The following is an 11,392-nucleotide window of genomic DNA, read 5'->3' as shown; positions in this document are numbered from 1 at the left end:
GATGGCGTGATTCTCGCCAGCGAGATCGACGGCGTCGACCTCTATCGGCCGGTCCTCGAGATCTACGTCTCGGCGATCAGGATGCCGCCGTCGGGTAGCGCTTGAAACGGGGCTGGGCGGGGCATCCGAACGTCAAGCGCATCTACCGCGAGCCCGACATCGAACGGTTCCCGCGCGCCCGCGCCGTGCTGACCCGCGTCCTGCCGAACCGGCGGACACGCTCGCGCACAGCCATTTTCGAGTCTGGACGGCCGTGCCGGTGCTGGGTGTCGGGTCCTGCATTCTGCTGCTGACTCGGCAGGACGCCAAGGTGTGGCTCTTCGGTGCAATCCTGCTGGCGGTGGGTGCGGTGCTGTACGCGCTGGCGCGAATGTCGACCCGACGCTCGGCGTCAGCGGCGGCCCACGGCGGCGATCCGGGCCGCGACGTCGTGGACGACGGCTAGCGTCTGCTCGTCCTCGGCGGGCGCATAGCGGTCGGCGGATGCGTCGTAGCGAGCGCCGGCGATCGACCCGTGGTCGGCGTCGAGCTCGATCACCTCGACGGGCCACCCGGCGCGTTCGAGGCTCGCCGCGAAAGTCATACTCGCCGTGAGCGGTACGACGTCGTCGTGCAGTCCGTGCAGGAGCGTGAAGGGGGTGGACGCTCTGCCCTCGCCGTGGCCCGTGGCGTCGTCGAACAGACGTCTGCCGGAGATGGGATCGGTGGCCGTGAACGCGCCGGCCAGGCAGACCGTTTGGCCGATCACGCCGCCGAGTTCCTCCGCGTGCAGGGTCAGTCCCGCCGCCGCCAGGCCCCCCATCGACCAGCCGACCACGATCAGACGTTCTGAATCGGTGCAGTGTTGGCGCGCGAAGTCGACCGACGAGAACAGGTCCGAGCGTCCGGCGTCGGGAGCGTGGGAGTTCCAATCCGGAGCGACGACGAAGAGGCGGTGGACCGCGATCGCCTCGGCGAGCAGGACGACCGCACCACGCGAATCGGTCTGCATGCCATGCCACAGCAGGACGGTCGGGTCCGAGGGATCTCCGTACAGGTCGACGAGGCGTCCCGGCGCGTACTCAGCGGTCTCCATCCACGTGGCATTCCCCACACGCGGCATTCGACGCCTTCGGGACGCGTCGGTCCAGCCGGGCGGCACGGGTAAACCCGTTGTTCAGGTCTGCTTGGCCGCCTGCTCGGCAGCGTGATCCTCGATCGCCTTACCGATGGCGTGCGCGGCCCGGTCCATGAATTCGGTTCCGCTGCTGAGCACCCAGTCGCTTGAGGCGGCCGGTCCGGCGAGTTGCCCGGTGAAGTGCGGCATGACGTGCTCGGCGAAGAGTTCGTAGCTGTGCAGTTTCGCGGCGGGCGGCGCCCAGTCGTGATCGAAGAGCAGGAACGCCCCGAAGCCACCGTCGCTCGCCTCGATCAACTCCTCGATCTTGGCCACCGCGTCGTCGGGTGTGCCGATGACCGCGAAGCCGGACGCGTGGTTGTTCGCGATGATCTCCGCGGTGGTGTCGCCCTGCACCGGGCCCGCGGGAAGCAGATGCTTGAAGTAGCGGGAGAACGCGACGATTCCGTGCTCGACGTCGCGCTCGGCCTGCTCACGGGTCTCGGCCAGGTGCATCGGGCCGACGAGGCGCCACTTCGAACGGTCGGCGACGTGGCCGTGCTCAAGTGCGACGTCCTCCCACGTCTTCCAGTGTTGGGCAAGCAGATCCATGCCCTGCCTGGCGGTGGCGGCGATCGAGAGCATGCCGACGCCGTGCCTACCCGCGCCACGAGGTCCGGTTGGGGAGAAGGACGCGGCGACCGCGACGTCGAAACATGGCTCGCTGTACGGCTTTAGCTGCAGACGCGCATCCTGCAGGGTGAAGCCGTCGGTGTGCATGGTGACGGTCTCGCCGCGCAGCAACCGCATGATCGCATCGAGGCTCTGTTCCATCCGCGGTCGCTGTTCGTCGGCAGGGATGCCGAGCATGTGCGCATCGGACGTCAACTGGCCGGGCCCACATCCCAGCATCACGCGGCCGCGGGTGAGGTGGTCGAGCAGCACCATGCGATCGGCCAGCATCAGGGGATGGTGATACGGCAGCGAGCTGACGCCGGTGCCGAGCTTGATGTGCTTGGTTCGCTCGGCGGCGACGCCGATGAACACCTCGGGCGAGGCGATGATTTCGAACCCTGCGGAGTGGTGCTCCCCGACCCACGCCTCGGCGAAACCCAGGCGGTCCATCGCCACGATCAGGTCGAGGTCCCGCTCGATCGCCAGCGTCGGATTTTGTCCGACCGGGTGAAACGGAGCCATGAAGTTTCCGAAGCGCATGCGGCCATCATGGCGCGGCCCGATTCGGCTCACACCCAGAATTCGTTCATCGGCTGGGCGTACCGGTCGTTGTTGGTGAGCGGACCGAGGCCCAGCGCGAGTTCGATGGTCCGCTGCAGGCTGTAGTGGTTGTAGTGGTCCGCGGCAACGAACGCGCCGGAGCGCATCTCACCGGCAGCGGTGCCAACGGCTCCGGGCGACGGGATGCCGATCGTGACGATGTGGTTGCCCTCGTTGCCGACGCCCGTCGTGATGTTGTTGTAGTCCTCGTCGAACGTCACGAAGACCACGCTCCGCTCTCCTGGGTCCTGCCAGGTGGGGGAGTTGAAGATCGTGGTCAGTGGGCCTTGGAGCCAGTCGTCGCCCGCCTTGACGTTGTATTGATGAGCGGGGTTGAGGAAGCCCAGCACCCAGTTGAGGATGCCGAACGGAAAGTCGGTGGGGCCCTCCATGTTCGTCTCGTCGTCCGCGGCGAACCACACGAAGTTGGGGGCGGTGTTGGGGTCGGCGAGGCCGTGCTCGAGCGCCGAGATGTCGAACAGGTGGGTCGCCACCCGATCGGGGTTGCCGTAGATGTCGCTGAAGGCCAGGAACGGAAGCCGGTCGGTGGGCGAGGTGTAGCCACCGCCACCCTCGGCGTACCCGGCCCACCGCAGGTGCGCCGCCTCGATGCTGTCGGCGAGGTTGGGGGTGCCCACCGGGAAGCAGTTCGACGGGCAGTTGTAGTTGAACCCGAAGTCCGACCCGCCGATGATCGGGTAGTAGTTCGGGTCGCTGGGATGGGTGACGCCGTAGTAGTTGGACGCATAGCCGTAGTGCTCGAGCAGCAGGTTGAGGTACGGCGCGTTGGGGCTGCCGACGATCTGGCCGACGCCCTTGTTCTCCAGATAGACCATGAAGACGTGGTCGAGCTGGCCCACGTGCGATACCGGCGGCGCGAGTGGCGCAGGGGTCAGGCTGGTGTCGTTGACGGTGAACGACAGATTGTCGGCGTAGGCGTTGTTGTAATTGCCCAGCACCGGGTTGCGGTCGTCGAAGGCCACCACGACCCGAGCGCTGCGGGTGCCAGCCGGGATCGCACCCGTCGTCTGGCGGTGGATGAAACCGGTCGTGAACAAGCGGTCCCATGCCGTGACGGACCTGAGCGCGCCGGTCCCCAGCACGACCCCGTTGGTGTCGAGGAAGTCGACGCTCACGTTGGTCCGTGACGGGTCGATGAAGAAGCCGCCGAGGTCGCCGCCGAGGTTGAAGACGCCGTCGCCGGCGTCGATCAATGTGCTCGAGGCGCCGAGGTCGACACGCTGGGTGAGGCTCGAGTCGGCGACCGGACCGCCGCCGAAGAACTGCACGCCCTCCGCGGGGGTCGGAATGGGGCCGTCACTGCGGGGGAACGCCAGGAAGCTCGGCAACACGGGGCCGGGGGTCGGGGTCGGTACCGGGAAACGGCGCTGGGTGCCGTACTGGATGACCGTCGGCGTGCCGGTCAGCACCCAGCCAGGGACGGAAACTGCGGCGTAACCCGACAGCGACGGGTCCCCGGCTTCGGCACCGGGGTTCACCAGCAGGTTGGGACTTTGGGCGAGGCTCGACGACACGTTTCCGGGTGTCGCCTGAGGCACCAGGATCCGCTCGAATTCGTCGCGCACGAACGCGAGGATCGTCCAGAGCATCGGCGACTGGAGCGGCGAGCCCGGCCCGAGGGGCGCCAGAAACACGTTGAACACCGCGCCGGCCAGGCCCGCGACCGCACTCACCAGAAAGGTGTGTGGCTCCTCCAGGATCTCGTCAAGACTCGGCGGCGGGGCCGGGATCACCGCCGTCGGGGGCGCGGCAGGGCTGAGTGCCGCGACCCGCTGCACGTCGGGACGGATCGACCGGGCGGTCGTGACGGTCGTGGCGGGCGGGTTGGTGTCGTCGGCCGCAGCAGCTCGAGTCGGCGCACTCACCGACGGCGTGGCCGCATCGAGTGGCGCAGCCGTACCGTGTTTCACCGTCTTCAGAACGGGCGCAGAGTCGACGTCGGCGTCCTTGGTGTCTGTCGAAGTGTGCGCGCCGCCGGAACTGCTGACGGTCACGACGGGCCCGTCGTCGTTCACGACGACGGTCGCCGACGACGGACCGGCGGAGTCCGACGAGGGCACCCCCTCGGTGGGTCGGAACGTGCCGTCGCCTCCCGTGGTGGGGTTCGGGTCCGTGGACTCGGTGCTGGGCGACGACACAGAGGGCGCAGTATTCGCAGGCGGTGACGCGGCTGCGGGGGCACCGCCTGCGGGTTGGGGCTCTGAAATCGAATCCGACGGGGATGCGCATGCGATCCCCGGTGTGGTCGCTACTGCGAAACCCAGCCCCATCGCGACGGCCAAGGCGCCGACGCGACCGACGTACCTCGCTCGACCCATGGCGACTTCCCCCCACTCACAGGAGCCGCATCAATGCGGTCGTCAAAATAGTAGGTTCGCGCATCACCTCTGAGTGGCGGCTTCGGCGACATCGGTCACCGGGGTGAAGAAGTTGACGAGGTTGCCATCGGGGTCGCGGAACAGGATCGACCGGTTCCCCCACGGCATGGTGGTTGGCCGCTGCACCCACTCGTCAACCATGGCGGCGAGCCGTAGGTACTCGCTGTCGACGTCGTCGACCTTGAACTCGATGATGACACTGCGATTTTCGGCGGCCCGCGCGGAATCCTCGCCGAACAGTTTCGTGGTCTGGCTGTGTCCGATCGCCAGCGTAAAGGTGTCCAGCCGAAGTTCGGCGAAGACCGGGGGGTACCGCACGGCCGCGACGCCGGTGATTCGCTCGTAGAACCCCACCAATTTCTCCAGGTCGTCGGTGATGATTCGGATCGAAACGAGGTTCATGATGACTGTCCCTTCTGCGGGAACGGCGCGAGTCGCCGAAGCGCTACGCTACCGTAGCGTAGCGTTGTGACAAGATCTGGGGATGACGCCCATCGACGGTCGGATCCAGAGGTCGCGCGATCGTGTGCTCGGGACGGCCTTCGAGCTTCTCAGTGAGAGCGGGGTCATCGGGTTCACGGTTGACGAGGTGGCCCGTCGGTCCGGCGTGGCCAAGACGACCATTTATCGACACTGGCCGACTCGCGAGGCGCTGGTACTGGAGGCGGCCGCGCGCATCAGCGCCGAACAGGACATCCCCGACACCGGCTCACTCGAAGCGGACCTGGTCGCCATGCTCGTCAACATCGGCGAACTGCTCTTCACGGCTCGATGGTCCTCGGTGGTGCCGTCGCTCGTCGACGTCGCCGAGCGCGATCCGGAGTTTGCGGGCGTCCACGCCACGATCCAGCGCGGCCACGCGGCGCCGTTGGGTCAGGTCCTCGACCGCGCGGCTGAGCGCGGCGACATCCCGGCGAGCACCGACCGGTCTTTCGTGACCGCGGCGCTGATGGGCCCGTTGTACTACCGCCGGTGGTTTGCGCGCGAGCCGGTCGACGAGCAGTTCATCGTCGCCCTCGTCCGTAGCGTGCTCGGCGGATTCGGTGACGAAATCCGGCAAGGTGTCTGAAGTTCACCCGCTGTCAAGCTTCTGTGCGAATACTGACCGATCGTGAACGTCTTCGCTCGTTTGTCGGTCGTGGTGACCGTCGTCGCCTCCTTCCTCCTGTGGCCCGCGGCCACCGCGTCGGCTCAGGCGCTGACGTTCGGGGGCCTGCAACGCACCTACCTGGTGCACGCGCCCGCCGGCAACGATCATCCGTCGGGACTGGTGATCAATCTGCATGGCGCGGGCGCCGACGGTGGCGCGCAGGCCGCGATCACGCACTACGACTGGGCCGCCGACGCGCTCGGCTTCGTCGTCGCCTATCCCGATGGCATCGACCAGAGCTGGGCCGACGGGCGCGGGGCCTCGACACCCGACCGCCAGGGCGTCGACGACGTCGGCTTCCTGACCGCACTCATCGATCGACTCGTCCGCGACTACGGCATCCCCCCTGGCCGTGTCTTCGCCACAGGAATGTCGGCCGGAGCCTTCATGGCGACGCGGTTGGCGTGCGATCGCGCCGACGTCGTCGCGGCCATCGCGCCGGTGGCAGGCACCCTGGGATCGGGTGTCCCGTGCGCCCCGTCGCGGCCGGTGTCGGTCCTGGCCTTCAACGGAACCGCGGATCCCGTGGTGCCCTTTGGTGGCGGCGGCATGCTGGGCCGCGGGGGAGCCAGCAACATCCTCTCCGCGCCGGAAATGGCAGCCCGATGGCGCGGCATCGACCGATGCGCGGGTGCGCCGATCGAGGACGACCTGCCGAGTGCCGGTGACGGCACGTCGGTGCACCGTGTCACCGCAGTCGGATGCGCAGACGGCACCGCCGTCGTCCTGCTCCAGGTCAACGGCGGCGGTCACACCTGGCCCACCGGGAACTTCGCCCTGCCCGATGCCGGGCTGACCACGACGGCGACCGACGCGTCGTTGGCCAGCGCCCAGTTCTTCGCCGCGCACGGCAGGTGACGCGCGCCGTTCAGCACTCGACGAGGTTCACCGGGACGTTGATCGCCAGTCCACCCGTCGAGGTCTCCTTGTACTTCGAGTTCATGTCGAGGCCGGTGGAACGCATCGTCTCGATGACCTGATCGAGGCTGACCCGGTGCACGCCGTCGCCGCGCAAAGCCATTCGTGCGGCGTTGATCGCCTTTCCCGCGGAGATGGCGTTGCGCTCGATGCACGGGATCTGCACCAGGCCCGCGATCGGATCGCAGGTGAGCCCGAGGCTGTGCTCCATGGCAATCTCGGCGGCATTCTCGACCTGTTGCGGTGTGCCGCCGAGGATTTCGGCCAGCGCGGCCGCCGCCATCGCCGCTGCGGACCCTACTTCTCCTTGGCAGCCGACCTCGGCGCCCGAGATGGACGCGCGTTGTTTGAACAGCGATCCAATGGCACCCGCGGTAAGCAGGAACCGCACGACGACGTCGTCGGAATCCTGCCGACCCCGCGGTGTGTAGTGCAGTGCATAGTGGAGGACGGCGGGGATGATTCCGGCCGCACCGTTGGTCGGCGCGGTGACGACGCGCCCGCCCGAGGCGTTCTCCTCGTTGACCGCGAGCGCGACGAGGTTGACCCAATCCTCGGCGAAAGCGACGTCACGGTCGGGATCGTCCTGGACGAGGCGTTCGTGCCAGTCGTGTGCGCGCCTGCGTACCTCGAGCATGCCCGGCAGGTGACCGGTGCGTTCAATGCCCTTTCGCTGGCACTGCAGCATGACGTCGTGGATGTGCAAAAGCCCTGCGCGGACGTCGCTTTCGGTCCGGGTGGCGCATTCGTTGGCGAGCATGATCTCGCTGATCGACAGGTCGTGCGTGTCTGCGATTTGCAGTAGCTCTGCTGAGCTTGCGAATGCCAAGGGGACGTCAACGGTTTCGGGCCCGCCACGGTCGTCGTCGTCCGCGGTGACGATGAATCCGCCGCCCACCGAGAAGTAGGTCTGAGTGAACAGTTCGGCGCCGTGCTCGTCGGTCGCGGTGAGCGTCATCGCGTTGGCATGCCGTGGGTGAACGGTCAAGGGACGCAGCACCATCGTGTCCTCGGTGAGGACGATGGGCCGCCGGCCGCCGAACAGAATCCGCTGCTCTTCCCGGATGGTCCGGAGCCGACGTTCTTTTCCGTCTGTGTCGATGGTCTCGGGCTGAAATCCTTCGAGCCCAAGCAGTATCGCGTCCATCGTGCCGTGGCCGGACCCGGTGGCGGCCAACGAGCCGAAGAGGTCCACCCGCACGGTGGCCGTCGCGTCGAGTTGGCGACGTTGGATGAGCTCGTCGGCGAAGCGCGCCGCGGCGCGCATTGGACCGACGGTGTGCGAACTCGATGGGCCGATGCCGATCGAGAACAGATCGAAGACGCTGATGGTCATGACGTCGGGCTGAACAATTGAATACACACGGCGAACCTCTAGTCGGCGGATGACGGGACGAGTCACCTCCCCGCTCTGTCCTGAGACCTGAGAGTTTCGGCGACGCCAAGAGGCGTGCCATTCACCTTCGGTAAGCGCGAGTTCGCCGCGCTTTCTCCAGAGTTGCCTCGGTGCGGCGGTATTGGGCCTGAGAGATTCCTGGGGAGGATGTTGCTCCTACGGCACCCCGTGATCCGGGGATCTCCCGCCGCGCGTCGACAGCGTATTGAGTTGTGGTCTAACTGACGTGCTGTGCCAGTAACCTACTCGCGATTGGGCCTCGGTGCGACGAATGGTGGGAATCTCCGTTGGGCCACGCTCGGCGCGGATAGCGTCTGCCTTGACTGACGATCACCGTTTCAGCAAGGGGAGTTGGCCGATGAGGAAATTGCTAGCAACGCTTTTGACGGCTGGTGCGACGGTGGTGGTGGCGGTGGCCATCGCGCCGGCGTCCAACGCCGAGATATGCGGCGGCGTCGGTGGTCGCCACGTCGCGGTGGGTGGATGTACGCACATCGTCGGCGACGTGGCGGTGGGAGTCGCGTTGGCGAACGACGACGATTGGGCCACGCAGGAAGCCAGCGGTCAGCCGCCCTGCTACACCCCGTCCGGGGTGCCGTACTACACGCCCGGTTCGGACCCCTGCTTCTGACGCGGCGCGCGGGTCAGTCGGCGGTCTTGATGATCCGGGGCGCCAGCTGAACGACCTCAGGGACGACGGTCGGATTCTCGCGAGACACAGTGATCAGCGATACCAAGGTGTTGGCGACATCGCTGAGCGCCGACATCTGAGCCGGAAGCTGACCGTGCTCCACCCACGATTGGAACAGCTGGCCCAGTAGGTCGCGGTCGGCCCCGCGGAGAATCTCGGTGTCCTGGGTGGGCCCCATGCCGACTCTGATGATGGACAGCTCGGGGTGCTCGCTGCGCCACGACCGCAGGATCTCGTCGAGGGCGGCCTTGCTGGCGTCGTAGGCGGCCACGCCTGCACGCGGGCGGCCGACGTCGTTGCTCGAGGCGACCAGCACGACACCGTTCTCCGAGAGGTGCGCCAACGCAGCCCGCAGGACGTTGTTGGCGCCGAGGGTGTTGACGCTGAACGCGTGCACCCACGTGGCGACGTCGGTGTCCTCGATGTGGGCGAACGGCACGACGGTACTGGTGAAGACGACGGCATCGAGCCCGCCCAGCGCGGTGGCGGCGGCGTCGACGACGCGCTTGATGGCCCCCGTGTCCTCGACGTCGAGCTCGAACGCCGAGCCGCCGATGTCGTCGGCCAGTTTGGTCAGCAGGTCCATCCGCCTTGCGGCAACGGCCACCTTGGCACCGCGCTCGCCCGCGCTGATGGCCACCGCATGGCCGATCCCGGACGACGCCCCGACCACCAGCAGCCGCAACCCTTCGGCATCGGCGTGTTGACCACTCACTGGAAACCACCTTCGGCGAGCACGGTAATGACGTTCTCACCCTAGAGCGTCGACAAAGGATCGCCTAAGTTGGCCCGCCTTAGGCGGCCAGCGTGGCCAACTTCGGATTCGCCTGCGGAATCGTCGAAGGTGTCGTCGGCTCGATGGTGACCGGTCCTCGCAACAGCCGTACTTCTGGCGCGTTGCCGATCACGACGCCGTGCGCCGTGCCCCGCGGAGTGGGAATGTCGATGGTCGTGCCTGCGACGAAGTCGTCGCCTTCGTCGGTGTCGCCCGCGAACCACTCGTTGAACCACTGCACGGACAACTCGTCGACGGCCGGCGGGTTCTGCGGTTGGGGGAAGCCCGCGGCCACGTACAGCGCGAACTGGATGAGGGGGTTGCCACCCTGCATGGAATCCGAGTGCACTCCGCCGTCCAGCACGACGCCCTTGTAGCGGTCGGGCCGGCCAGCGGTCAGGGCTTCGTTGACGTTGCTCGTCGAGTTGTAGAGATTCACGGGGGCACCGATCTCGCGGACCGGGATGAATCCGGTCAGCGCCTCCTTGGCGTTCAACGCGGTCAAGGCGTTGGGCAGGGTGTCCGCGAACGGGACTCCGTCGAGCAAGATCACCCCGACGAGATCCGCGGCGGCGCAAGTGGCGACCGTGCAGTCGTCGGCGAGGTGGCCCGCCGCGCCCGACACCAGGTTGGCGCCCAGCGAGTGGCCCGACAACGCGAACTTCCGGGGCAGTACGGCTTCCAACCCATATCTGGCGGCAAAGCCGGCGTCGATTGCGCTTTGGGTGAGTGCCTCGCGATTCCCCTCGAAGAGGTCGCCGATTGCTGCCGACATCTCGGTGCCGCCGAGCCAGTTGGCGTCGCCTGCAAAGGGATTCGACGACAATGTCGGGGTCACGACGATGCTCTGCGTCTTCGCGGCGAGGTTTGCGGCGGTGTAGCTGTACATCGGGCCCAGCGCCAGAAAGCCGTGCTGCAGCAGGATCATGTGCTCGGGGACGTCGGTGCCCTCGGGGTAGTACCAGTTGGCCGCGACCCGCTGTCCGTTGCCGAGGAGGATCGTCGAACTTCGGACGGTGACAGTGCTCGCCGGTGGCAACACCGGCGGACCGGTGACCAATGCTTCGATCGCCTGCACGGTGTTGAAGACGAGCGATCCCACGTTGACCACGACGGCGCTGACGACGGCCTGGATGACGCCGAGGACCGAGGGCGGAGCGGGTGTCGTTGGCGCCTCGGTGGTGGCCCTGACGAGGCTAGGGGTGGCCTCGGACTTCGCGGAAACGACTTCGGTGACGACGTTCTTCGCGACCGGATCGGATTGCTTGGCGACGCGTGCCGGCTCGGGTGTGGCGGTGCCGGGGACCGGCTGTTTCCTTCGCGGGGCGCTGCCTGCCTGCGTACCTCGTTTAGAGGTGTGGTCGTCGTTGTTCTTGACCCCGTCCTTCTTGGCGTCCGCGGGGTCCGGCTCCGTCGTGTCCGGCTCCGTCGTGTCCGGGTCCGGCTTGTCGGTGTCGGGCTTGTCTGCGTCCGGCTTGTCGGGGGTGGTCTTCGGCCCTGGCTTGGGTGCGTCCGATCCCGTCGAATCCGACGACGAGGAGTTCGCGGACTCCGCACCGGTGCCGGTTTCCGCTCCTGCCACGCCTGCGCCCGCGAGCAGTGCCGCCGACACTCCGGCGGTGACGAGTCCCGCCCCCGCCCACACCGATAGCTGTTCCACCCAAACCCCTGACGTTCGCGTCGAATCCATGC

Annotated in this window: 10 protein-coding genes, 1 pseudogene and 1 riboswitch; of the genes and pseudogenes, 4 read left to right on the top strand and 7 right to left on the bottom strand. The window is 67.3% G+C overall.

Annotated features, from left to right (window positions below):
* Positions 1-214: 214 nt before the first annotated feature.
* Positions 215-445 (top strand): annotated as a pseudogene (locus QOD90_RS16515) (amino acid permease); the annotation flags it as partial.
* Here QOD90_RS16515 and QOD90_RS16510 read toward each other — a convergent pair.
* The 4 genes from QOD90_RS16510 to QOD90_RS16495 form a co-directional block, all read right to left on the bottom strand.
* Complete coding sequence (locus QOD90_RS16510; RefSeq protein ID WP_526351569.1) at positions 392-1,075, bottom strand: alpha/beta hydrolase; 684 nt, start codon at positions 1,073-1,075, stop codon at positions 392-394. The pseudogene QOD90_RS16515 and the gene QOD90_RS16510 sit on opposite strands and share 54 nt — an antisense overlap.
* 81 nt (positions 1,076-1,156) lie before the next feature.
* Positions 1,157-2,311, bottom strand: a complete 1,155-nt coding sequence (locus tag QOD90_RS16505; RefSeq protein ID WP_526351567.1) for an LLM class flavin-dependent oxidoreductase — start codon at positions 2,309-2,311, stop codon at positions 1,157-1,159.
* A 29-nt stretch (positions 2,312-2,340) separates the two neighbouring features.
* On the bottom strand, positions 2,341-4,530 hold the full coding sequence (locus QOD90_RS16500) for an alkaline phosphatase family protein (protein ID WP_526351565.1): 2,190 nt from the start codon (positions 4,528-4,530) through the stop codon (positions 2,341-2,343).
* A 243-nt stretch (positions 4,531-4,773) separates the two neighbouring features.
* On the bottom strand, positions 4,774-5,172 hold the full coding sequence (locus tag QOD90_RS16495) for a VOC family protein (RefSeq protein WP_526351563.1): 399 nt from the start codon (positions 5,170-5,172) through the stop codon (positions 4,774-4,776).
* A gap of 82 nt (positions 5,173-5,254) precedes the next feature.
* Here QOD90_RS16495 and QOD90_RS16490 point away from each other — a divergent pair, with 82 nt between their 5' ends.
* The gene (locus QOD90_RS16490; RefSeq protein WP_526351561.1) at positions 5,255-5,839 is read left to right on the top strand and encodes a TetR/AcrR family transcriptional regulator; all 585 of its coding nucleotides are present in this window, start codon (positions 5,255-5,257) and stop codon (positions 5,837-5,839) included.
* Between the two features lie 42 nt (positions 5,840-5,881).
* Positions 5,882-6,778 (top strand): CE1 family esterase, encoded by an 897-nt coding sequence (locus QOD90_RS16485; RefSeq protein ID WP_526351559.1) that lies wholly within the window; start codon positions 5,882-5,884, stop codon positions 6,776-6,778.
* A 10-nt stretch (positions 6,779-6,788) separates the two neighbouring features.
* On the opposite strand, the gene QOD90_RS16480 is transcribed toward QOD90_RS16485, so the two are convergent.
* Positions 6,789-8,174 (bottom strand): L-serine ammonia-lyase, encoded by a 1,386-nt coding sequence (locus tag QOD90_RS16480; RefSeq protein ID WP_526351557.1) that lies wholly within the window; start codon positions 8,172-8,174, stop codon positions 6,789-6,791.
* Positions 8,175-8,239: 65 nt separating this feature from the next.
* Positions 8,240-8,344: riboswitch (glycine riboswitch) on the bottom strand.
* Between the two features lie 248 nt (positions 8,345-8,592).
* Between QOD90_RS16480 and QOD90_RS16475 the strand changes: the two genes are divergently transcribed.
* Positions 8,593-8,865, top strand: coding sequence for a hypothetical protein (locus QOD90_RS16475; RefSeq protein ID WP_526351555.1), 273 nt, complete (start codon positions 8,593-8,595; stop codon positions 8,863-8,865).
* Between the two features lie 13 nt (positions 8,866-8,878).
* On the opposite strand, the gene QOD90_RS16470 is transcribed toward QOD90_RS16475, so the two are convergent.
* The gene (locus tag QOD90_RS16470; RefSeq protein WP_526351553.1) at positions 8,879-9,640 is read right to left on the bottom strand and encodes an SDR family oxidoreductase; all 762 of its coding nucleotides are present in this window, start codon (positions 9,638-9,640) and stop codon (positions 8,879-8,881) included.
* Between the two features lie 79 nt (positions 9,641-9,719).
* A partial coding sequence (locus tag QOD90_RS16465; RefSeq protein WP_526351551.1) for an alpha/beta hydrolase occupies positions 9,720-11,392 on the bottom strand: 1,673 nt, incomplete at its 5' end.

Source organism: Mycobacterium sp., assembly GCF_032161845.1.
Classification (GTDB): Bacteria; Actinomycetota; Actinomycetes; order Mycobacteriales; family Mycobacteriaceae; genus Mycobacterium.
Note: the sequence above shows the minus strand (reverse complement) of the source record. Positions and strands in the feature narration are given on the sequence as shown.

What these genes read in the sequence shown, in the direction of transcription:
- QOD90_RS16510 (WP_526351569.1), bottom strand. Translation starts at nt 1,075, where the DNA reads ATGGAGACCGCTGAGTACGCGCCGGGACGCCTCGTCGACCTGTACGGA.
- QOD90_RS16505 (WP_526351567.1), bottom strand. Translation starts at nt 2,311, where the DNA reads ATGCGCTTCGGAAACTTCATGGCTCCGTTTCACCCGGTCGGACAAAAT.
- QOD90_RS16495 (WP_526351563.1), bottom strand. Translation starts at nt 5,172, where the DNA reads ATGAACCTCGTTTCGATCCGAATCATCACCGACGACCTGGAGAAATTG.
- QOD90_RS16490 (WP_526351561.1), top strand. Translation starts at nt 5,255, where the DNA reads ATGACGCCCATCGACGGTCGGATCCAGAGGTCGCGCGATCGTGTGCTC.
- QOD90_RS16480 (WP_526351557.1), bottom strand. Translation starts at nt 8,174, where the DNA reads ATGACCATCAGCGTCTTCGATCTGTTCTCGATCGGCATCGGCCCATCG.
- QOD90_RS16475 (WP_526351555.1), top strand. Translation starts at nt 8,593, where the DNA reads ATGAGGAAATTGCTAGCAACGCTTTTGACGGCTGGTGCGACGGTGGTG.